Below are 22051 nucleotides of genomic sequence, written 5' to 3' on the forward strand. Positions count from 1 at the left end.
ATTTCACCCGTCCTGTGCGGGCTTGACCCGCGCATCCATCCTCTTAAACAGTGCTTTTTTTGATGGATTGCCGGGCGCCCGGCGATGACGAGCCGAGTTCCATGCCCCTGCGCCTATTCCACTCCTCCGGCGACCTGATGGCCGACCGCCGCTTCGAATTCGCGCGCGACCTCCAGCTCAAGGGCGACCTGCCCGCCGCTGCCGACCTCGTCGAGCAGGCGATCGAGCTTGCTCCGAATTTCACTTCGGCCTGGTTCACGCTCGGCGAAATCCGCAGCCAGCTCGGCGAGCGCGACAACGCCATCGCGGCGTTTCGAAAATCGCGGGAGTGCGATCCGAGCGACCAGCATGGCGCGCACCTGCATCTGATCCGCCTCGGCGACGAGCAATTGTCCGAAATGCCAAAAGCCTACGTGCAGGCCTTGTTCGATCAATATGCGCCGCGCTTCGAACACGTGCTGATCAACGATCTCGGCTATCGCGCCCCGTCCCTGATCTTCAAGGCGGTGCTGGCCGCCCGCGTCGCGGCGAAGAAGCCGGCGTTCTTCAAACGCGCCATCGATCTCGGCTGCGGCACCGGGCTGGCGGCAGCTGCGTTCGCCAAGCAGGTCGATCATTTCACCGGCATCGATCTGTCGTCCGGCATGATCAAGCAAGCGCGCGCGACAAATCGCTACGCCGAGCTCGAAGTCGCCGACATGATCGAGGGCCTGCGCGGCAAGGGCGATGCCAGCGCAAATCTCGTCGTGGCGGCGGATGCGTTCGTCTATCTCTCCGATCTTGTGCCGGTGCTGGGCGAAGCCAGGCGCGTGCTTGCATCCGGCGGCGTGCTCGCCTTCACGCTGGAGACGCATGACGGCAGCGGCGTCGTTCTTGGCGCGGGCCTGCGCTATGCCCATGCAGCGGAATATGTGCGCGGTGCGATCGTCCGGGCCGGGCTCAAGCTCTTGACTCTGGAGTCCGGCTCGCCACGGATCGAGAACAACGAGCCGGTGCGCGGCCTCGTCGTCGTCGCCGAGAAAACTTGAGTCTAGGCGCTACCGCCGCACCGATTTGAGCGTCATTGCGCCGCAAAGCGGCGACTTCTCGCTTGCGAGGCGTGCTGCAATGCCAGCACAATGCGCGCACCAGGGAGAAAACGATAATGACGAAGAATCCATCGCGGCGCGATTTCAGCGCCGCCGCGCTCGCCACCATCGCCGCATCCACTTTGCCCGCGCCCTATGTCTGGGCCGCCGATAAGAAATACGATGCAGGCGCCAGCGACACCGAGATCAAGATCGGCCAGACCGTGCCGCATTCCGGCCCCGGCTCGCTCTATGGCGTGCTCGGCCGCGTCGGCGAAGCCTATTTCCAGATGCTGAACGAGAAGGGCGGCATCAACGGGCGCAAGGTCAAGTTCCTGACCATGGACGACGCCTACAGCGCGCCGAAATGCGTCGAGGCGACGCGGCGCCTGGTCGAGCAGGAGGAAGTGCTGGCGCTCTACGGCTCGCTCGGCACCGCGCCGCAGACCGCCGTGCACAAATACCTGAACTCCAAGGGCGTGCCGCAGCTCCTGCTCAACACCGGCGCATCCAAGTGGAATAATCCCAAGGAGTTCAGATGGACCATGGCGGGCCTGCCGCTGTATCCGACCGAGGCGCGCATCCTGGCGCGGCACGTCGTCAGCGTGAAGCCGAACGCCAAGATCGGCATCCTCTACCAGAACGACGATTTCGGCCGCGACTTCCTCGGTCCGTTCAAGAAGGTGCTGGCCGATGCCGGCGGCACCGCGCAGGTGATCATGGAGCAGACCTACGATCTGACCGATCCGACCGTCGATTCCCAGCTCATCAATCTCTCCAAGTCGGGCGCCGACATCTTCTACAACATCTCCACCGGCAAGGCGTCGTCGCAGTCGATCCGCAAAGTGGCGGAGCTCGGCTGGAAGCCGCTGCAATTGCTCTCCGCCGGCTCGACCGGAAAGTCCATCCTCAATGCCGCCGGCCTCGAGAACGCATCCGGCATCGTCGCGATCCGCTATTCCAAGGATTCCGGCCCTGGCCCGTGGGAGAACGACAAGGACGTGATCGCGTTCGACACGCTGCGCAAGACCTATCTGCCGAACATCGATCCCGACAATACCATCGCCTATGCCGGTTACGGCCAGGCCGTGAGCATGGGCGAGATCCTGCGCCGCTGCGGCGGCGAGCTCACGCGCGAAAACGTGCTCAAGCAGGCCGCGAACCTCAACGGCTTCCATTCGCCGTTCTTCCTTGACGGCGTCAATTACAGCTACACGCCCGACGATTACACGCCGATGAAGACGCTGTTCATCTCGACCTTCAACGGCAAGGACTGGCAGGTCTCCGACAAGCCCGTGACGGAGTAGCGGATATTCCCTTCTCCCCTTGTGGGAGAAGGTGGCATAGGCGGCCTTTGGCCGCCGTTCTTAAGAACGCCGAAGCGAAGCTTCGGCTATGGCGCCGGATGAGGGGTTCTATCCACGAGTTCGAACGAAAGAGTTCGCTCGCAGAGACAACCCCTCACCCGTCTCGCCGCTACGCGGCGAGCCACCCTCTCCCACAAGGGGAGAGGGGACGGAGGCACCTCGCTCATCCAATCCACCCCTCGACGAACCCACCGCCACGGCTTACCTGTGATGCCGTGCCGCCCCGCATTCTCACCGCATCGGCCGAGCCGGCCGCATTGCTGCCCGATCGCTTCCAGCAATGGTTCGCGGCGCGTGGCTGGGCACCGCGCGCGCACCAATTGGCGCTGCTGGAAAAGGCGCGCGAAGATCGCTCCGCGCTGCTGATCGCGCCGACCGGCGCCGGCAAGACGCTGGCGGGGTTTTTGCCGACACTGGTGGAGCTGAGTTCAGCGCCCGTAATTCCAGCCAAATCGGTGGTCTCCACCGGCCGCGGCCTGCAGCGCAGCGGCGGCCTGCACACGCTCTATATCTCGCCGCTGAAGGCGCTCGCCGTCGACATCGCGCGCAATCTGGAGCGGCCGGTCGCCGAGATGGGACTGCCGATCAAGATCGAGACCCGCACCGGCGATACGCCGGTGTCGCGGCGGCAGCGGCAGCGGCGCTATCCGCCGGACGTGCTGCTGACGACGCCCGAGCAGCTTGCGCTGCTGCTGTCGTCCGACGACGCGCCGTTCCTGTTCTCATCGCTCAAGCGCATCGTGCTCGACGAGCTGCACGCGCTGGTGACCTCCAAGCGCGGCGATCTCTTGTCGCTCGGGCTGGCACGGCTGTGGCGGCTGGCGCCGCAAATGCGCGCGATCGGCCTGTCGGCGACGGTGGCCGAGCCGGAATCGCTGGCGCGCTTCCTGGTGCCGCAACCCAAGGACAAGTCGGAAGCCGCCGACATCGTCATCGCCGGCGGCGCGGCGCCGCCGCTGGTCGAGATGCTCGACACGCGCGAGCGGCTGCCCTGGGCCGGTCACAGCGCGCGCCACGCGCTTCCCGAGATCTACGATCTGATCAAGGCGAACAAGACCACGCTGGTCTTCGTCAACACCCGTAGTCAGGCCGAGATGCTGTTCCAGCAGCTCTGGAGCATGAACGACGACAACCTCGCGATCGCCCTGCATCACGGCTCGCTCGACGTCGCGCAGCGCCGCAAGGTTGAAGACGCGATGTCCGCGGGCAAACTGCGCGGCGTGGTCTGTACTTCTTCGCTCGACCTCGGCGTCGACTGGGGCGACGTCGATCTCGTCGTCAATATCGGTGCGCCCAAGGGCGCCTCGCGCCTGATGCAGCGAATCGGCCGCGCCAATCACCGCCTCGACGAGGCCTCGCGCGCGGTGCTGGTGCCGGCGAATCGTTTCGAGGTGCTGGAGTGCCGCGTCGCAATCGATGCCATCGCAGAGAATGCGCAGGACACGCCGCCCTTGCGCACCGGCGCACTCGACGTGCTGGCCCAGCACGTGCTCGGCTGCGCCTGCGGCGAGCCGTTTCTCTCCGGCGAGCTCTATGACGAAGTCCGCACCGCCGCGCCCTACGCCGATCTGGCGCGGCAGGATTTCGACGACGTCGTCGATTTCGTCGCCACCGGCGGCTACGCGCTGAAAACCTATGAGCGCTTCGCCCGAATCAAGCAGGACAAGCAGGGCCGCTGGCGCGTCGCCAATCCAAAGGTGCGGCAGAGCTACCGCATGAATGTCGGCACCATCATCGCGGACGATATGCTGAAGGTGCGCTTGGTGCGCTCGCGCAGCGGCGCTACGGGCTCGACAGGGGTGATCGCGCGCGGCGGCAGGCTGCTCGGCGAGATCGAGGAGGCCTTCATCGAGGGCCTCGCGCCCGCCGACACCTTCGTGTTCAGCGGCGAGGTGGTGCGCTACGAGGCGCTGGTGGAGGACCAGGTCTATGTCTCGCGTGCCAACGACAAGGACCCGAAAGTGCCGTCCTACATGGGCGGCAAGTTTCCGCTCTCGACCTATCTCGCCGAACGCGTGCGCCGCCTGCTCGATGACGGGCGCGCCTGGGGTGCCTTGCCCGAGCAGGTGCGCGATTGGCTGTCACAGCAAAAAGACGTCTCGCACGTACCGGCGGTGCGCGAGCTGCTGGTCGAGAGTTTTCCGCGCGCCAACAAGCATTATCTGGTCTGCTATCCCTTCGAAGGGCGCCTCGCGCATCAGACGCTCGGCATGCTGCTGACGCGCCGGCTGGAGCGTGCCCGCGCCCGGCCGCTCGGCTTCGTCGCCAACGAATATGCGATTGCGGTCTGGGCGCTCGGCGACATGTCCTTCATGATCCGGGATGGCAGGATCGACCTCGACGCGCTGTTCGATCCTGATATGCTCGGCGACGACCTCGAGGCGTGGCTCGCCGAGTCGGCGCTGATGAAGCGTACGTTCCGCAATTGCGCCATCATCTCCGGCCTGATTGCGCGCCGCCACACCGGCGAGGAGAAAAGCCGCCGCCAGGTGCTGTTCTCGACCGATCTGGTCTACGATGTTCTGCGCAAGCACCAGGCCGATCATGTGCTGCTGCGCGCCGCGCGCGCCGACGCCGCCACCGGCCTGCTCGACCTGCGCCGCCTCAGCAACATGCTCACCCGCATCCAGGGCCGGATCACCCATCGGGAACTCGACCACGTCTCTCCGCTCGCCGTTCCCGTGATGCTGGAAATCGGCCGCGAGTCAGTTTATGGCGAAGCTGGAGACGAGTTGTTGGCCGAAGCCGCCGATGAGCTCGTCAAAGAGGCGATGTCGTAGACGGCAACAATGGTTCTTTGGGTCGCAACTCTATCCACGTCGTCATGCCCGGGCAAAAGCGCGGAGCGCGCCTTCAATTGGAAGACCCGGGCATCCACGTCTTTGTCTCCGTGGCAAGAACGTGGATGGCCGGGCATAGGCGAGCGGAAGCGACGCCGTCCTTTGGACGGCTGTGCCCGGCCATGACGGAGGTGGCCCTATCGATCACATCAACGCGTACGCTGGATGTCGCCAGCGTGTCGTTCCATGCCGATCTCTCCGGCGCGCTGTTCTGGGAAGAACAGCGCCTGCTCGTCGTCTCCGACCTGCATCTGGAAAAAGGTTCCAGCTACGCCACGCGCGGTGTGCTGCTGCCGCCTTACGACACGATCGCGACGCTCGGTCGTCTCGCTGCTGTCATCTCGCGCCATGATCCGCGCATCGTCATCGCGCTTGGCGACAGTTTTCACGATCGCACCGCGCATGGACGCCTGTCGGCGGACGATCGCGATGCCGTCAGCGCGCTGCAGTCCGGTCGCGACTGGATCTGGATCTCCGGCAATCACGATCCGGCGCTGCCGCGCGATCTCGGCGGCACTGTCGCCGACGAAGTTGCGATCGGTCCGATCACCTTCCGCCATGAGCCGACCGGCGCCCACGGCGAGATCGCCGGCCATCTGCATCCCAAGGCGCGCGTCTCCACGCGCGGCCGCTCGATGGAGCGCCGCTGCTTTGCCTGCGATGGGATGCGCGCCGTGATGCCCGCCTTCGGCGCCTACGCCGGCGGCCTCAGCATCCGCGACGCAGCGTTCGCAAAGATATTTCCGAATAACGGCTTCGTCGCGCACCTCCTCGGCGACCGCCGCGTGCACGCCATCGCCGCATCGCGGTGTTATTGAGGCTCGCCCTTCGTAGAGTGGGTTAGCGAAGCGTAACCCACCTCTTTCGCTTCCGCGGAGACAGCAGTGGTGGGTTACGCCGGCGGACTGCGCTTCGCGCAGCCGCAGAGCTAACCCACCCTACACAGTCTCATTACGCCGCCTTCGCCTGCACATCATCGCAGAACTGCGCCAACCGATCCGCGAGCCGCAATGTTGCGGGACTCGCACCGGGCGATGCCATCAATGCCACCTCGGTCCGGTTGATCGGCGCAAAGCCGTCCTTGGCGGTCAGCACGCGGTGGTCGGACTGGATCGCCATCTCCGACAGGATGCTCAGGCCCATGCCGGCGGCAACGGCGGCCTGGATGCCGGCGAGGCTCGATGAGGTGTAGGCCATGTGCCAGGGCCGGCCTGCGCTTTCGAGCGCGTGGATGGCGCCGGCGCGGTAGAGGCAGCCGAGCGGGAAGCCGATCAGCGGCACGGAGGCGGCGTCCGCGTCAATCGGATGGCTCTTGCTGGTGACCCAGTGCACCCGCTCCGGCCACACCGCAATCGCGTCCTTCCCGCCGGCCGCGCGCTTGAACAGCGAAAGATCAAGCTCGCCGCGTTCGAGATCGTGCGCCAAATTCTTGCTCTGGTCGGCGCGCACGTCGAGCCGCAGGCCGGGATGCGAGCGCGCGAACGCGCCCAGCAGTTTCGCCAGCCGGTACGCGGCAAAATCCTCGGGGATGCCGAGCCGGATCGCGCCTTCGCTGTCGGGCTGGCGCAGCACGTCGCGCGCCTCCTCGGCGAGCGACAAAAGCCGCCGCGCGTAGGACAGCAGCCGCTCGCCGGCCTCGGTCGGGCGCAAATCCTTGCCGTCACGGTGCAGCAGCACCTGGCCGACGTCCTCCTCCAGCCGCTTGATCTGCTGGCTGACGGTCGATTGCGTGCGGTGGACGCGCTCGCCGGCACGGGTGAAGCCGCCGGCATCGACCACCGAGACGAAGCTGCGCAGCAGCTCGAGATCGAGCATGGCCGCCTCCATTCGAAAATCCACTGATCAGAAGTTAATCATTTAATTTCCGAATGACAAGGGGCGTCCCTAGATCGACGCCACAGGAGAATGTCCCCATGTCGATGGCCCCCTCGATTTCGGTTCCCCGCAGCCGCCTCAACACTCTGCCGCTCGCGATCGGCCTGTTCTGCCTGCTCTGGAGCTATGCCTTCGTCGCCGGCAAGATCGGCGTCACCCATTGCCCACCGCTGATCCTGCTCGCCGCGCGCTTCTCCCTCGCCGGCATTTTGATCGTCAGCGCCACGCTGATCCGCGGCGACGGTTGGTCGCTGTCCTGGCGCGACGCCGCGATCTTCGCCGTGCTCGGCATCGCCAACAACGCGCTCTATCTCGGCCTCGGCTACACCGGCCTGCAATCGGTCTCGGCCGGCCTCGGCGGCCTGATCGTCTCGGCCAATCCGGTGTTCACGGCGGGCCTCGCCGCGCTCCTGCTCGGCGAAGGCATGACCTGGCGCAAGGCGAGCGGCCTGTTGCTCGGCGTCATCGGCGTTACGGCGATCGTCTGGCATCGCCTCTCGGTCGGCACCGACTCACTCCACGGCATCATGTTCACGCTGGCTTCGCTCGCCTCCATCGTCGCCGGCACCATTTTGTTCAAGCTGCTCGCGCCGAGGGGAAGCTTGTGGATCGGCAACGGCATCCAGAATCTCGCCGCCGGAATCGTGCTGACGCCGGTCGCGCTCACCTTCGCCGATGTCCACGCGATCGATGTCACGCCGAGCCTGATCGGCGCCTTTGCGTTCCTCGTGCTCGGCGGCTCGATCATGGCCTACTGGCTCTGGTTTCATCTCCTGAAAGTGTGTGGTGCCACCGCCGCCAGTGCCTATCATTTCCTGATGCCGCCGCTCGGCATGCTGTTCGCCTTCCTGGTGTTAGGCGAGCATGTCGAGGCGCGCGACCTCTTCGGTATCATTCCGGTCGCGCTCGGCATCTACCTGGTGACGCGGCCTGCCGCGAAGCCCATTTCGTAGGAGGAGTTGACCATGCCCATTTCCATCACCCTGATCGGCGGTCCCACCGCGCTGATCGAGATCGATGGCTTTCGCCTGCTCACCGACCCCACCTTTGATGCACCCGGCGCCTACCAATTGCCGCATGTGAAGCTGGAGAAGACGATCGGACCTGCCCTGAAAGCCGACGCGATCGGGCCGGTCGATGCGGTCCTGCTCAGCCACGACCAGCATTCGGACAATCTCGACAATTCCGGCCGCGACTTGCTCAAAAGCGTGAAGCGCGTGTTGACGACAGAGGCGGGCGCCAAGCGCCTCGGCGGCCATGTCGAAGGCCTCGCGCCCTGGGGCACCGCGCATCTGAAAGATCGCGACGGCAACTCACTCACCATCACCGCGACGCCCGCGCGTCACGGTCCGGCCGGCATCGAGCCGCTGTCGGGTGACGTCATCGGCTTTGTGGTGTCGTCGAGCAGGAAGGACACCAGCCCGGTCTATATCAGCGGCGATACCACCTGGTTCGACGGCGTCGCCGAAGTGGCTCGCCGCTTCAAATGCGGCGTGGTGATGCCGTTCGCCGGCGCCGCGCAAACGCGCGGGCCATTCCATCTCACCATGGATACCAACGACACCATCGAGACCGCGCGCGCCTTCCCGGATGCGATGATCGTTCCCGTGCACACGGAGGGCTGGGCGCATTTCCGACAGAACAGCGAGGATCTGCACAAGACCTTTGACATGCTGGGCTTCGGGCCGCGGTTGCGGCTGTTGGAGCCGGGCGTGCCGACGGTGGTGGAGGCGCCGTGATCGTGCCACACCGTCATTGCGCCGTGATCGTGCCACACCCGTCATTGCGAGCGTAGCGAAGCAATCCAGAGTCCCTCCGCGGCGAAAGTCTGGATTGCTTCGTCGCTTCAGTGCAAAATTGCTTCGCAATTTTGTCACGTGCTCCTCGCAATGACGGAGGCTAATCCTTCCGAAATACGATCGACGCCATCCACCCCGTCATCAGCGCCATTGCTGCAGTGACGAGGCCATAGACCAAGCCGTTCTGCCGCGCGTTTGTCGCCACGAACTGCTCGAACCCGATCTTGACGATCTCGAAGGCGGTGTCGGTCTTGCCGATGAACGCGCCGTTCGAAAACAGCTTGATCTCAACCTCATAGGTCCCGATCGGCACCTCTGCCGGCAATGGAATGCCGGTGCGGAACAGCGTCGGCGTCAGGAGCGTCACCGCGGCGGCGTCCTCGCGATAGAGCCCGCGTTGGGTGCGCAGGCGGATAAAGGCCGAGCGGAATGCGTCGTTCGGCACCACGTCGGCATAGTCGCCGCTGACCCGCTGCATCAACAGCACGTTGTTGAGCCCGATCTGCTGCCGCCGCGCGATCTCGGGCGACGTAATTGCATCGAAGGAGCGGTTGGCGAATAGCGCCAGATAACTCGGCACCTGCAGGAACTGCCGGTAATCGGTGTTGATCCAGATCCCGAAGGTCAGTTCCTTGCGCCGCGTCACCATGTCGGCGCGGGGGCCCATCACAGTGACCACGAGATCATAGGCGGTGCGGTCGGCGGGCGTAGAAGCGTCCTTCTCCACCGAGCCGAACAGCACCAGCTCCTCGCCGGAATAGTTCGGCGTCACCGTGACGCGATGGTTGGAGACCGACACGATCAGCCGCTCCGCGCGCGCGGCGCCGCTCAGCAACAGGACGAGAAGAGCTGCAACAAGCGCGCGCCTCACCCGCTCACCCCCAGCTCGCGGATGGTGAAGAGATCCTCGGGCCGGATCACGAGCTCGACCGCGAAGCGGACGCCGACCGAGAGGATCAAAAGGCCCAGCAGCAGGCGCAACTGCTCGCCGCGGATTTTTTGGCCCGCGCGGGCGCCGAATTGCGCACCGGTGACGCCGCCGACCATCAGGATCAGCGCCAGCACCGCGTCGACCAGATGATTGGTCACCGCATGCAACATGGTCGCGAACAGCATGGTGACCAGCGTCAGGATCATCGATGTCCCGATCACCGTCGAGGTCGGCACCCGCAGCAGATAGATCATGATCGGCACCAGGATGAAGCCGCCGCCGATGCCCATGACGGCGCCGATGAAGCCGATCACGACGCCGACAATGACGATCGGGATCACCGACAAATAGATCTTCGAGCGCTTGAAGCGCATTTTCAGCGGCAGGCCGTGGATCCAGTTGTGCGCGCGGCGCGGCGGCACCGCACCGCGCCGTGTTCGCATCAGCGCGCGCAGGCCTTCCGAAAACATCAGGCTGCCGACCGTGCCGAGCAGCACCACGTAGGACAGTGCGATCATCAGGTCGAGCTGACCGAGCGCGCGAAGCTGCGTGAACGTCCACACGCCGAGCGCGGTGCCGGTCACGCCGCCGCAGAGCAAGACGCTCGCAAGCGCCGGATCGATCGCGCGCCGCCGCCAATAGGTGAGCGCACCGGAAAAGGACGAGGCTGCAATGTGGCTCGCGACCGAGGCGACCGCGACCGCCGGCGTGATGCCGATGAAGATCAATAGCGGCGTCATCAGAAACCCGCCGCCGATCCCGAACATGCCGGAGACGAAGCCGACCGCGGCACCCATCGCCAGCACGAGAAACACGTTGACCGGAAGATCGGCGATCGGGAGGTAGAGCTGCATCGGGGCCACGCTCCGGCGAGACGGATCGATTTCGCGGAATGCTCGCAGGAAGACGGAACGATTGCCGCGCCCCTCAATAGCCGAATTCGCCGCCGGACGGATCAGGAATTTGGGGCGTGGTGAACGAGGCGGGTCCGCGTGATGAGATTGGGTTCAATAGCTGCCAGGACAAAGGTGCGCTCCCTCCCCCGCTTGCGGGGGAGGGCTGGGGAGAGGGTGCCTCCGCAGCCGAGACTCTCCAAGAGGATAAAGCCCTCACCCGGCGCTACGCGCCGACCTCTCCCGCAAGCGGGAGAGGTGCACCGAGCCCGCGGCCCGCTTGGTCCGATCTAAAGCGTCAGGTCTCAATGCACAGCCGAGGCCGAGCGCTTGGTTGCGACCGGCTTCGGTGCGGGCTTTGCGCTCGTCTGCGCTGCGCTGTCCCAGCCGCCGGCGGGCGCCGTCACATTGACGGCGTCGTCGGGCTGCGGCTCGGCGCTGAAGGTCTGGATCGCGAGCTTGGCGGCGGCGAGCGACTGCGGGTCGAGGCGCTTGGCGATGTCGTCGCGTTTGCCTGCCGCATCCGCGTCGCCTTGGGCTGCGGCGAGGGTGAACCATTTGTAGGACTCGGCGAGGTTTTGCTCCACGCCGATGCCGCGGGCGTAGAGGATGCCGAGGTTGAACTGGCTGTCGGCGACGCCGCGGTCGGCGGCCTTGCGGAACCACTGCGCCGCGCTCTTGTAGTTGGCGCCGCGTCCGCCACCGTCGGCATCGAGCACTGCGAGATTATGCATCGCCTTGGCGTTGCCGCGCTCTGCCGCCTGCGTGTAGTAGCGGCGCGCGATGTCGGCGTCCTTCTTCACGCCGAGGCCCTTTTCGTACAGCGTGCCGAGCCGGAAGGTTGCGGGCACCACGCCGGCCTGCGCCGCGCGGTCGTACCATTTGGCGGCTTCGTCGTAATTCGCAGGTGCGCCTTTGCCTTCGGCAAAGCGCACGCCGATCTCGTAGGCCGCGGCCGCATCGCCCTTCATCGCGGCGGCGCGCAGCACCGGGCCGCCGATGCCGTCAGGCAGCTTCTCGCCCGGCGGCACCTGGACCTGGCCGAGCTTCGCGCGGCTCGTGCCCGAAAGCGCGCCGGTGATATCGCTGGCCGCGGGCGCGGGTGGTGCCACTGCGGCAGGCGGCGGGATTTCGACCGAAGCCGTGCCACCGGGGCTGGCGGGAGCCGGCGCAGAATTGTTCTGGGATTGCCGGCCGATCGGCGTCGGCGAGGTCATCGATGGCGTGACCTGCTCCGGCGTGGCGGGCTTGTTCTCGACCGGCGGGGCCTGCGGCGCAGGCTCGCTGGAATTCTCCATCGCTTGCGGCGGCGGCGCACTGCCGCCTTCGAGGAGATTCATCGCCATCTTGAAGGTGCCGAGCACGATCACGACCACGCTCGCGCCGACCAGCAGCGAGCGGATCTTCGAAGTAATGGTCGAGCCGCCGTCCTGGCCTTTGTCCTTGCGGCCGGCGCTCGCCGCCTTGGCGCCGCGGCCGGGCTTCTCGGGCTGCGCGGCTGCGGCTTGCGCAGCGCGGCGCGCGGCTGCGATGAAGCTCGACGACGACACCGGCTCTTTCGGCGCGGCGGGGATTTCGCTGATGGCACTTTCGGACGCGGCGATGCGCTCCGACGGCGTGGCAACGCGTCCGCCCGGCCGTGTGCCCGGCTCGAGCGGATGATCCGGCGGCAACTCGGGCGCGATGGCTACGCGTGCGGGCGCCGTATGCGGCTCGAGGATCTCGCTGATCGCGCGCGGCGGAACGGGCGGCGCCATCGGCATTGGCGGCGGTGCGGCCGCATGGAATTCGCGCGGCGCCGCCACGAAGGCGGCCTGCGCCGCTTGCGCGGCAGCGGGATTGGGCAGCTCGGGCTTGGGATCGTATTTCGGCTGCTGCTGTGGCGGCGGCCGCTGCTCGCGCGCCATCGGCGCGGGCTCGATCGGCACGGAGGGAGCGGCCGGCATCGGTTGCGGCGCAGGGGCCGGCGGCGCGGTGCGCACCGCGCGCAGATCGCCCTCGATCATCGAGAGGCGATCGACGACGTGGCCGAGCGTGTTGTGCACGGCCTCCAGCGAATCCTGGGTGCTCCGGTTGGTCTCGGCCTGATTGAAGCGGATGTCGGAGAGCTCGCGCTTGACGAGGTCGACCACGCCGGAATCGGCAGGCGGCGCCGAATTGCGGCTCTCGGCGAGAGCCGAATAGGTCGCCTGTTGTCGCTCAAGGTGCCGCAGGATGTCGTGCAGCCCGTCCTCGACGCGGCTCAGATTTCCGCCGCGCGGATCGGAGGCGGCTTCGATCCGCTCGAGCAGGTAGGAGACGCGCTGTTCGAGATGCGCAAATGTCGAGGCGGAGTCGCTGCCGACCTGCATGCGGTCGAAACGGTCCGACAGCGCGCGGATGGCGCTTTCCAGATGTTCGGTGCTTTCGGACGGTGCCGGCCGCTCGCGCGTTTCCAGCGCGGCCGTCAGCGCCGCGATGCGCTGCTCCAGCACGGCAAAACTGTCGCTGGGGCCGGACGAGCGGGTGATCTGGTCGACCTTGGACGACAGCAGCTGCACGTCGTCGGAGAGCCGGGCCAGCGCCTCGTTGGAGGCGACGTTGGAGACGATGCCGCGCAGCGCCGAGATGGCGCCTTCGAGCTGCCGTACCGTGGAGGGATCGTCATTGGCGCGCAGGATCAAGTCGAGCTTGGCGCCGAGATTGCGGATCGCCTCGTCATAGCCTGTGAGCTGCTCGGCTGGCGTCAGCGTGCGCAGCACCTGCTTGATCTCGGACAGTGCGCGCTCGACGCCGGCCAGCGCCTGGCCGTCGGTGCCGGTGGAGCGGGTCTCGTCGATGCGACGGTGCAGCGAGCGGATCTCGTTCTCGATCGATTCGATCGCGCGGCGCGGCATCGCCTCGGTGATGGCGTGGCGGATGTCCGCGAGCTCGCTGCGGAAGGCGTTGATCGCCTGCTCGGAATTGTCGGGGCGCTGCAGCGCCTCGATCTGGCTGGTGATCTTGAGCAGGTGCCGTTCGAGCGACGAGAAATCCGGTCCCGGCTGCGGTGGCGGCGGGGCGTAGGCGGATGCAGGCGGCGCCATCGGCGGCAAGGGCGTGGCCGTGGGTGCGATCGGTGGCGCGGCGCGCGGCGGCATCTGCCGCGGCGCAAAGCCTTCGAGCTCGCTCTGGCGCGCGGTGATCTCGGCGACCGCAACATCGAACGAAGCGGGGCTCAGCGGAGGCGAGTTGCGATAGACCTGCGCGGCCGTGCGCTCGACCGCATCGGCCTGGCGCTGGCGCGGTTCAACCGGGGCCTGCCGCGGCGGCGGAGCTTGTTGCGGCTTTGCGATTTGCGACAGCCGGGCGTCGAGCCGCGAGATCGCGTCGTTGAGCTGGCGTGCCACGCCCTGCTCACGCGAGACCTCTTTTTCGCGCGAAGAGTCTTGTTCGCGCGAAGAGTCTTGGCGCGGCGCCGGTTTGGAAATCCGTTCGATCTGCTGGGTGATCGCGTCGAGCCGCTGATGGATGTCCGCGACTTCGCGGCTTTCCTGGCTCGGGACGTGGGCTGCTTGCGGACGCTGCTCGTAGGGCCCACGAAAGTTCGGCGGGGCAGCTTCGCCAAGCGTGGAGTTCAGCCAATCGTTGAGCGACATCCCGGCGCGACGCGCAGCAGCTTCGGCCCGCTCCCGGACGGATGGATCGATGCCGTCAACACTCCACGATACGCGCGAATTCATGACTCTGTCCGGTCCCGACTCCGGCGCCCCACCCGGCGCCTCCAGCCTCCCCACGCGTGCCGGTTGCAAGACAATCGAATTTGGCGCGGGTCGTCTGCCTCGAAAACCGACTTTTGTCTGTTACGGTAAATAACGGGTTAAGGAACGCGTTGACGGTGTCTTAAAGTTGGGCGGCGGGAACTCGGTGCCGGTGTCATGCCCCGCGAAGGCGGGGCATCCAGTACTCCGAGGCAGCGTGGCTAGAAGCGATCTGCCGCGGCGTACTGGATCGCCCGCCTGCGCGGGCGATGACAGCGGAGGAAGAGGCGACTTCCGCGCCGGAGTTCGCGCCTTAGCCCTTCCCCTCGCGCTTGCCGTCCTCGAGCGGCACCACCGTGCCCGTGCCGCTCGTCGCCGACAGCGCCTCGAGCGCCTCCTCGCAGAAGTCGGCCACCATCTGCTCGTGCCGCGCGCCGAGGCGGAGCAGGAGCAAATTGCCGAGGTCGAGCACGCCCGACGCCGAGCCTTCCGGAAAGCGCTTCTTGAGGATGCGCTGGTAATTGTCGTGGCGGTCGCGGTGGTGCTCGAGCCGGGCCATCAGGTCGGTGCGCATGGGCTCGATGTCGATGCTGTCGAGCGCGTGTAGCCGTACCAGGAGGTCGTCCTTGATCGAGGGCGGCGTGCTCGGCCGCGCGGCCCAGTGCCGCAGCGCTGTTCGGCCCTCGGGAGTGAGCGTATAGATCAGTTTATTGGGTTTGCCTGATTGCACGACTTCGCGCCCCTGGATGTAGCCCCGGTCGCGCAGCTTGGAGAGTTCGCGGTAGATCTGTTGGTGGTCGGCCTTCCAGAAAAAGCCGATCGAGGAGTCGAACGTCTTGGCGAGCTCATAGCCCGTCATCGGACGTTCGGTCAGGCATGCGAGGATCGCGTCGCCCAGCGCCATGGCACCGGCCTCTCTTCTTGGATGTAACCAAACGGCTTGACTTTATGCGCATCGGCGCATATGCGTCAATGTGCATATGAAGCGGCTTACAGGCGGGCCAAAGACCCGTCCCGAAAATCCAACGAAATCAACCTTTTCGCTACTGTGCATGGGGTTGTTTTCGCGTTTTGGCCTTTAGGGAGGCATCTGACCATGACCGGCCTCGACTCCTGGTACGGCTACATGAAGTCTCATGACCACACCGCGCTCTGGGACCTGCTGCATCCCGATGCCGTCTTCGAAAGTCCCGTCGTGCACTCGCCGCAGCGCGGCCGCGACATCACCTTCAAATACCTATCCAGCGCCGAGAAGGTGCTCGGCGGTCCCGGCTTCACCTATGTCGGGGAGTGGACAAGCGAGAGCGGCGCCGTGCTCGAATTCAAGACCATGATCGACGGTATCGAGATCAACGGCGTCGATATCATCACCTTCGACACCGACGGCCGTATCACGCATTTCAAGGTGATGGTGCGTCCGCTCAAGGCCATCAACATGCTGCATCGCCTGATGGCGGAGCAACTCGCCCAATCATGACACTGCCCGCGGTTGCAGAAGCAGCTAGGCCTCCAGGCAAGCGCTGCATCGCAGGGACCGTTCAGAGAAATCCACCACTTCAAGGCCCAATTTACTTCGAGGCTCATGCCGGGAGAACGCCATGCCGATCTATAAAGCCCCCGTCGAAGACATGAACTTCCTGCTCAACGACGTCTTCCAGATCGACCGCTACGACAATCTGCCCGGCTTCAGCGATGCCTCCAGCGACGTGCGCGAGGCGATCTTGGGCGAGGCCGCAAAGCTCGCTGAAGAGGTGCTCCAGCCGCTCAACCGTGTGGGCGATCTCGAAGGCTGCAAGCGTGCCGATGACGGCAGCGTCACCACGCCCAAAGGCTTCAAGGAGGCTTTCAAGCAGGTCGCCGAAGGCGGCTGGCTCGGCCTGTCGGCGCCGACCGAATTCGGCGGGCAGGGCCTGCCGGTGACGTTGAGCCAGGCGGTCAACGAATTCCAGATCTCCGCCAACATGGCGTTCTCGATGTATGGCGGCCTCACCATGGGCGCGACCGCGGCGCTGCTGGTACACGGCACGCCCGAACAGAAGCAGACCTACGTGCCGAAGATGGTGGCCGGCGAATGGACCGGCACCATGAACCTGACCGAGCCGCATTGCGGCACCGATCTCGGCATGCTCCGCACCAAGGCGGCGCGCCAGGCCGACGGCAGCTTCAAGATCACGGGCACCAAGATCTTCATCTCGGCCGGCGAGCATGATCTCGCGCCCAACATCATCCACCTCGTGCTCGCCCGCATCGAGGGCGCGCCCGCCGGCATCAAGGGCGTCTCGCTGTTCGTGGTGCCGAAATTCCTGGTCAACGCCGACGGTTCGATCGGCGCCCGCAATGGCGTGGTGTGCGGTTCGATCGAGCACAAGATGGGCATCCACGGCAATTCCACCTGCGTGATGAATTACGACGGCGCCACCGGCTGGCTGATCGGCGAAGAGAACAAGGGCATGCAGGGCATGTTCGTGATGATGAACGAGGCCCGCCTCGGCGTCGCCGTGCAGGGCCTCGCCCAGTCCGAAGTCGCCTATCAGAACGCGGTCGCCTATGCGCGCGAGCGCATCCAGGGCCGTTCGCTCACCGGCACCAAGGCGCCGGACAAGCAGGCCGACCCGATCATCGTGCATCCCGACGTGCGCCGTACGCTGCTTTCGATCCGTTCCTTCAACGAGGCGGCGCGCGCCTTCGTGATGTGGACCGCACTGAAGAGCGATGTCGCCCACCGCTCCGAGGATCCCAAGGACCGTCAGGCTGCCGACGATCACATGGGCCTGATGACGCCGGTGCTGAAAGGCTTCCTCACCGATTACGGCTTTGCCAACGCGGTGCAGGCGCAGCAGATGTATGGCGGCCACGGCTACATCGCCGAGCAGGGCATGGAGCAGTTCGTGCGCGATGCCCGCATCGCCATGATCTATGAAGGCGCCAACGGCATCCAGGCGCTCGACCTCGTCGGCCGCAAGCTGCCGCGCGACGGTGGCCGCGCCATCATGGCGTTCTTCGGCGAGGTCATGGGCTTTGCCAAGGAGAACGGCGGCGACGAGGCGATGAAGCCTTTCGTTGCCCCGCTCTCGACTGCGCTCGGCCATCTCCAGCAGGCCACCACCTGGCTGATGCAGAACGCGATGGCGAAGCCGGACAACGCCGGCGCCGCCGCAACCGATTACCTGCATCTGTTCGGTTTCGTCACGCTCGGCTACATGTGGGCGCGCATGGCGAAGGTCACCCAGGTTAAGATTGCCGAAAGCGGCGCCACGCCCTATCTATCGACAAAACTCGTCACCGGTCGCTTCTTCATGGAGCGGATGCTGCCGGAGACCGCGGCCAATCTCGCGCGCATCCAGGCCGGATGCGCCACCATCATGGAACTGCCGGCGGAAGCGTTCTGAAGCTGCTCCCGCCGCGACCTGTCCACTCTCAGATCAAGATCATCATCACATCAGGAGGGCGCCATGCCTGAGGCATTCATCTACGATCACGTCCGCACCCCGCGCGGCCGCGGCAAGGCCGACGGCGCGCTGCACGAAGTGACCGCACTCGCGCTCGCCACGGTGCCGCTGAAGGCGCTGAAGGATCGCAACAACCTGCCGGAAGATTGCGTCGACGATGTCATTCTCGGCGTGGTCGATCCCGTCGGCGAAGCTGGCTCCGACATCGCGCGCTTCGCGGCGCTCAAGGCAGGTCTCGGCGAGGCGGTGCCGGGCGTGCAAATCAGCCGGTTCTGCGCCTCCGGCCTCGATGCCGTGAATTTCGCCGCCGCGCAGGTCATGAGCGGGCAGCATGAGCTGGTGATCGGCGGCGGCGCCGAATCCATGAGCCGCGTCGGCATTGGCGCATCCGGCGGCGCCTGGCCGATGGATCCGTCGATGGCGGTGCCGGCCTATTTCATGCCGCAGGGCGTCTCGGCCGATTTGATCGCCACCAAATACGGCTTCTCCCGCGACGATGTCGATGCTTATGCAGTGCAGAGCCAGCAGCGCGCAGCCAAGGCCTGGGACGAGGGGCGTTTCGACAAGTCGGTGGTGCCGGTAAAGGACATCAACGGCCTCACCATCCTCGCCAAGGACGAGCACATGCGTCCCTCGACGACAATGCAGTCGCTGGCGCAGCTCCAGCCCGCCTTCACGATGATGGCGCAGATGGGCGGTTTCGACGGCGTCGCGGTGCAGTCGCATCCGGAGATCGAGCGCGTCAATTACGTGCACCACGCCGGCAATTCTTCGGGCATCGTCGACGGCGCTGGCGCCGTGCTGCTCGGCAGCAAGGAGGCGGCCAGCAAGTACGGCCTGAAGCCGCGTGCAAAGATCCGCGCGTTCGCGAACATCGGCTCGGAGCCTGCGATGATGCTGACCGGACCGGTCGACGTCACCGAAAAGCTGTTCGCACGCTCCGGCATGAAGACGTCGGACATCGACCTGTTCGAGCTCAACGAGGCCTTCGCCTCCGTCGTGCTGCGCTACATCCAGGCCTTTGACATCGACAACGCCAAGATCAACGTCAATGGCGGCGCGATCGCGCTCGGCCATCCGCTCGGGGCCACGGGCGCGATGATCCTCGGCACCGTGCTCGACGAGCTCGAGCGTACCAACAAGTCGACCGCGCTGGTGACGTTGTGCATCGGCGGCGGGATGGGCACCGCGACCATCATCGAGCGGGTGTAACTGCGTAGGGTGGGTTAGCTGAGCGGCTGCGCGAAGCGCAGTGCGCTCGGCGTAACCCACCACTTCTTTCGCCGTGGAATGGTGGGTTACGCCTTCGGCTAACCCACCCTATGGGATCACAGTCAACCGCCGCGCCTGAGATCGGCTGCCGGCACCAAGGAGCACCACATGGCTTACAAGAACTTCAAGGTTGAGACCGACGCCGACGGCATCGCGCTCGTCACCTGGGACATCCCGGGCCGTTCGATGAACGTGCTCGACGAGACCTCGACCAGCGAGCTCGATGCGATCGTCAAGGCGACCACGGCTGACGCTGCGGTCAAGGGCGTCGTCATCACCTCCGCCAAGGACGCCTTCTGCGCCGGTGCCGATCTGTCGATGCTCGAGGGCATGAACCAGGCTTATGCGAAGGTCTTCAAGGAGCAGGGCGAGACCGCGGCGAACCAGATGCTGTTCGAGCAAAGCCGCCGCTTCTCGCAGGTGCTGCGCTCGATCGAGACCTCCGGCAAGCCGTGGGCTGCCGCAATCAACGGTCTCGCGCTCGGCGGCGGTTTCGAGATCACCCTGTGCTGCCACTATCGGGTGGCGGCCGAAAATCCCAAGACGCGCCTCGGCCTGCCCGAGGTCAAGGTCGGGCTGTTCCCGGGCGCGGGTGGCACGCAGCGCGTGCCGCGTCTGGTGCCGCCGCAGGACGCCATGACGATCCTGCTGAAGGGCGACCCGGTGACGGTCGAGAAGGCCAAGGCACTGAACCTCATTCACGCTGTTGTTCCCGCCGCCGACCTCGTCAAGGCGGCGAAGGACTGGATCAAGGGCGGCGGCAAGGCCGTCGCACCCTGGGACGAGAAGGGTTTCAAGCTCCCCGGCGGTCCGGTGTTCTCCAAGGCCGGCATGATGATGTTCCCTGCCGGCAACGCGATCTATCGCCGTGAGACCTACGACAACTATCCGGCCGCGCGCGCGATCATGAGCTGCGTCTATGAAGGGCTCCAGCTGCCGATCGACGCCGCGCTCCGGGTGGAGTCGCGCTACTTCACCTCGGTGCTGCGCTCGAAGGAAGCGGCTGCGATGATCCGCAGCCTGTTCCTGTCGATGCAGGAGCTGAACAAGGGTGCGCGCCGTCCGAAGGATGTGCCGCCGACCAAGGTGAAGAAAATCGCCGTGATCGGCGCCGGCTTCATGGGCGCGAGCGTCGGCTACGTCTCGGCCCGTGCCGGTCTCGACGTCGTCCTGATCGACCGCGACCAGGAGAGCGCCGACAAAGGCAAGGCACATGCGCAAAAGGTGATCGAGGAGCAGATCAAGAAGGGCCGCGCCAAGCCCGCTGACGCCGAAGCGCTGCTCGCGCGCATCACGCCGACTGCGGACTATGCCGCGCTCAGAGACGTCGACCTCGTCATCGAGGCGGTGTTCGAGGATCGCAATGTTAAGGCGGAGACCTTTGCCAAGGCGCAGGAATACCTGAAGCCCGACGTGGTGTTCGCGTCGAACACGTCGACGCTGCCGATCACGTCACTTGCGGAAGCCTTCAAGGACCAGGGCAAGTTCGTCGGCATCCACTTCTTCTCACCGGTCGAGAAGATGATGCTGGTCGAGATCATTTTGGGCAAGAATACCGGCGATCTCGCGCTCGCGACCGCACTCGACTACGTCCGGCAGATCGGCAAGACGCCGATCGTCGTCAACGACTCTCGCGGCTTCTTCGCCAACCGCTGCGTCGGCCGCTACGTCGCCGAAGGCAACGAGATGTTCTTGGAAGGCGTCCCGCCGGCGATGATCGAGAACTGCGCCAAGATGGCCGGCATGCCGGTCGGCCCACTCTCGCTGTCGGATGAGGTCGCGCTCGATCTCGGCCTCAAGATCATGAAGGCGACCGAGGCCGATCTCGGCCCCAACGCCATCAATCCCGATCAGAAAAAGCTGATGGTGGAGATGGTCGAGAAGCAGGGCCGACTTGGCCGGAAGAACAGCAAGGGCTTCTACGACTATCCCGAGAAGGGCAAGGGCCAGAAGAGCCTGTGGCCGGGACTATCGGCGCTGCAGCCGAAGCAGCTCGATCCTGATACGCTCGACGTCGAGGAGCTGAAGCAGCGCTTCCTGGTGGTGCAGGCGGTGGAAGCCGCGCGCACGGTGGAGGACCACGTCATCGTCGACCCGCGCGAAGCGGACGTCGGCTCGATCCTCGGCTTCGGGTTTGCGCCGTTCACCGGCGGCACGCTGTCCTATATCGACTTCATGGGACCTAAGAAGTTCGTCGAGCTCTGCCATAAGCTCGAGGCGAAGTTCGGCTCGCGCTTCACCCCGCCAAAGTTGCTGGAAGAGATGGCGGCGAAGGGAGAAACCTTCTACGGCCGCTTCGCGCCGAAGAAGGCCGCTGCTGCCTGATCGTTTGAGATCGTCTAGCGAAGGCCGGATCACCGATCCGGCCTTTTCGCGTCGCGAGGCGACAGTCGCTTTACGAGGCCTGCGCCAGCCTTTCCCTTTTCGAATAGCCGACCAACGCTCTTGTGCACCTCCGAGGTTAGGAAGTTCAGCCACTCCAGCAACTTGTAGCGCTCGGAACTGTCGCGGGGAGGGGTCAGCGCCGTGGCCGGGGCCTGGTCCGCGATCATCTGGACAATGACCGGCCCTTCGGTCACGATCTCGCCGCTATCGAGGCCCAGCGCAGGGACTTGGCCCTTGGGGTTCAGCTGCAGGTAATCCTCACCATTTTCAAGCTTCTTGGCCCGGATATCGACCTTGACCAGCTCATAGGGCAGCCCGGCTTCCAAGAGTGCGATGTGGGGGGACAGGGAGCAGGCGCCGGGCGTAATAGAGCTTCATGGAATTTCCTCCTCTTGACGCTTGGTTCGGGCGAAAGAACGACTACATGCATCTGCTTGAAATAGTCAAGATTGAT

At 65.5% G+C, this 22051-nt stretch carries 15 protein-coding genes and 1 pseudogene; 10 read left to right on the plus strand and 6 right to left on the minus strand.

Going from position 1 to position 22051, the window contains the following annotated elements; genetic code table 11:
• Positions 1-101: 101 nt before the first annotated feature.
• The 4 genes from GWG65_RS02215 (at position 102) to pdeM (ending at position 6092) form a co-directional block, all read left to right on the plus strand.
• Complete coding sequence (locus GWG65_RS02215) at positions 102-1028, plus strand: methyltransferase domain-containing protein (protein WP_275193673.1); 927 nt, start codon at positions 102-104, stop codon at positions 1026-1028.
• Positions 1029-1144: 116 nt separating this feature from the next.
• Positions 1145-2374, plus strand: coding sequence for an ABC transporter substrate-binding protein (locus GWG65_RS02220; protein WP_275193674.1), 1230 nt, complete (start codon positions 1145-1147; stop codon positions 2372-2374).
• Between the two features lie 275 nt (positions 2375-2649).
• On the plus strand, positions 2650-5214 hold the full coding sequence (locus GWG65_RS02225) for a ligase-associated DNA damage response DEXH box helicase (RefSeq protein ID WP_275193675.1): 2565 nt from the start codon (positions 2650-2652) through the stop codon (positions 5212-5214).
• A gap of 182 nt (positions 5215-5396) precedes the next feature.
• Positions 5397-6092, plus strand: coding sequence for a ligase-associated DNA damage response endonuclease PdeM (pdeM, locus tag GWG65_RS02230; protein WP_275193676.1), 696 nt, complete (start codon positions 5397-5399; stop codon positions 6090-6092).
• Positions 6093-6225: 133 nt separating this feature from the next.
• Here the strand turns inward: pdeM and GWG65_RS02235 are convergent, their stop codons facing one another.
• A complete protein-coding gene (locus GWG65_RS02235) occupies positions 6226-7089 on the minus strand; it encodes a LysR substrate-binding domain-containing protein (RefSeq protein ID WP_275193677.1) in 864 nt (287 codons plus the stop codon).
• A gap of 98 nt (positions 7090-7187) precedes the next feature.
• Here GWG65_RS02235 and GWG65_RS02240 point away from each other — a divergent pair, with 98 nt between their 5' ends.
• Complete coding sequence (locus GWG65_RS02240; RefSeq protein ID WP_275193678.1) at positions 7188-8102, plus strand: DMT family transporter; 915 nt, start codon at positions 7188-7190, stop codon at positions 8100-8102.
• A 12-nt stretch (positions 8103-8114) separates the two neighbouring features.
• Positions 8115-8888, plus strand: coding sequence for an MBL fold metallo-hydrolase (locus GWG65_RS02245; protein ID WP_275193679.1), 774 nt, complete (start codon positions 8115-8117; stop codon positions 8886-8888).
• A gap of 160 nt (positions 8889-9048) precedes the next feature.
• On the opposite strand, the gene GWG65_RS02250 is transcribed toward GWG65_RS02245, so the two are convergent.
• From GWG65_RS02250 to GWG65_RS02265, 4 genes are all read right to left on the minus strand, one after another.
• Positions 9049-9819 (minus strand): TIGR02186 family protein, encoded by a 771-nt coding sequence (locus tag GWG65_RS02250; protein ID WP_275193680.1) that lies wholly within the window; start codon positions 9817-9819, stop codon positions 9049-9051.
• A complete protein-coding gene (locus GWG65_RS02255; protein WP_275193681.1) occupies positions 9816-10733 on the minus strand; it encodes a sulfite exporter TauE/SafE family protein in 918 nt (305 codons plus the stop codon). Before GWG65_RS02255 ends, GWG65_RS02250 begins: the two co-directional genes overlap by 4 nt.
• Before the next feature lie 344 nt (positions 10734-11077).
• Positions 11078-14473: a hypothetical protein gene (locus GWG65_RS02260; protein WP_275193682.1), complete on the minus strand. Its 3396-nt coding sequence runs from the start codon at positions 14471-14473 to the stop codon at positions 11078-11080.
• A gap of 331 nt (positions 14474-14804) precedes the next feature.
• Entirely contained in the window at positions 14805-15395 is a 591-nt protein-coding gene (locus tag GWG65_RS02265) for a PadR family transcriptional regulator (RefSeq protein WP_275193683.1), read from the minus strand.
• Positions 15396-15587: 192 nt separating this feature from the next.
• Between GWG65_RS02265 and GWG65_RS02270 the strand changes: the two genes are divergently transcribed.
• The 4 genes from GWG65_RS02270 (at position 15588) to GWG65_RS02285 (ending at position 21537) form a co-directional block, all read left to right on the plus strand.
• Positions 15588-15968 (plus strand): nuclear transport factor 2 family protein, encoded by a 381-nt coding sequence (locus tag GWG65_RS02270; RefSeq protein ID WP_275193684.1) that lies wholly within the window; start codon positions 15588-15590, stop codon positions 15966-15968.
• Positions 15969-16089: 121 nt separating this feature from the next.
• Positions 16090-17880, plus strand: a complete 1791-nt coding sequence (locus tag GWG65_RS02275; protein ID WP_275193685.1) for an acyl-CoA dehydrogenase C-terminal domain-containing protein — start codon at positions 16090-16092, stop codon at positions 17878-17880.
• A 63-nt stretch (positions 17881-17943) separates the two neighbouring features.
• Positions 17944-19152 carry an acetyl-CoA C-acetyltransferase gene (locus GWG65_RS02280; RefSeq protein ID WP_275193686.1) on the plus strand — a complete coding sequence of 403 codons (1209 nt, stop codon included), beginning with the start codon at positions 17944-17946 and terminating at the stop codon, positions 19150-19152.
• A 168-nt stretch (positions 19153-19320) separates the two neighbouring features.
• A complete protein-coding gene (locus GWG65_RS02285) occupies positions 19321-21537 on the plus strand; it encodes an FAD-dependent oxidoreductase (RefSeq protein ID WP_275193687.1) in 2217 nt (738 codons plus the stop codon).
• Positions 21538-21638: 101 nt separating this feature from the next.
• Here the strand turns inward: GWG65_RS02285 and GWG65_RS02290 are convergent.
• Positions 21639-21975, minus strand: a pseudogene (locus tag GWG65_RS02290) (glutathione S-transferase N-terminal domain-containing protein); the annotation flags it as partial.
• Between the last annotated feature and the right edge of the window lie 76 nt (positions 21976-22051).

The sequence above is a fragment of the Bradyrhizobium sp. CSA207 genome, assembly GCF_029051685.1.
Classification (GTDB): Bacteria; Pseudomonadota; Alphaproteobacteria; order Rhizobiales; family Xanthobacteraceae; genus Bradyrhizobium.

What these genes read in the sequence shown, in the direction of transcription:
- GWG65_RS02215 (WP_275193673.1), top strand. Translation starts at nt 102, where the DNA reads ATGCCCCTGCGCCTATTCCACTCCTCCGGCGACCTGATGGCCGACCGC.
- GWG65_RS02220 (WP_275193674.1), top strand. Translation starts at nt 1,145, where the DNA reads ATGACGAAGAATCCATCGCGGCGCGATTTCAGCGCCGCCGCGCTCGCC.
- pdeM (WP_275193676.1), top strand. Translation starts at nt 5,397, where the DNA reads ATGACGGAGGTGGCCCTATCGATCACATCAACGCGTACGCTGGATGTC.
- GWG65_RS02235 (WP_275193677.1), bottom strand. Translation starts at nt 7,089, where the DNA reads ATGCTCGATCTCGAGCTGCTGCGCAGCTTCGTCTCGGTGGTCGATGCC.
- GWG65_RS02240 (WP_275193678.1), top strand. Translation starts at nt 7,188, where the DNA reads ATGTCGATGGCCCCCTCGATTTCGGTTCCCCGCAGCCGCCTCAACACT.
- GWG65_RS02245 (WP_275193679.1), top strand. Translation starts at nt 8,115, where the DNA reads ATGCCCATTTCCATCACCCTGATCGGCGGTCCCACCGCGCTGATCGAG.
- GWG65_RS02255 (WP_275193681.1), bottom strand. Translation starts at nt 10,733, where the DNA reads ATGCAGCTCTACCTCCCGATCGCCGATCTTCCGGTCAACGTGTTTCTC.
- GWG65_RS02260 (WP_275193682.1), bottom strand. Translation starts at nt 14,473, where the DNA reads ATGAATTCGCGCGTATCGTGGAGTGTTGACGGCATCGATCCATCCGTC.
- GWG65_RS02265 (WP_275193683.1), bottom strand. Translation starts at nt 15,395, where the DNA reads ATGGCGCTGGGCGACGCGATCCTCGCATGCCTGACCGAACGTCCGATG.
- GWG65_RS02270 (WP_275193684.1), top strand. Translation starts at nt 15,588, where the DNA reads ATGACCGGCCTCGACTCCTGGTACGGCTACATGAAGTCTCATGACCAC.
- GWG65_RS02275 (WP_275193685.1), top strand. Translation starts at nt 16,090, where the DNA reads ATGCCGATCTATAAAGCCCCCGTCGAAGACATGAACTTCCTGCTCAAC.
- GWG65_RS02280 (WP_275193686.1), top strand. Translation starts at nt 17,944, where the DNA reads ATGCCTGAGGCATTCATCTACGATCACGTCCGCACCCCGCGCGGCCGC.
- GWG65_RS02285 (WP_275193687.1), top strand. Translation starts at nt 19,321, where the DNA reads ATGGCTTACAAGAACTTCAAGGTTGAGACCGACGCCGACGGCATCGCG.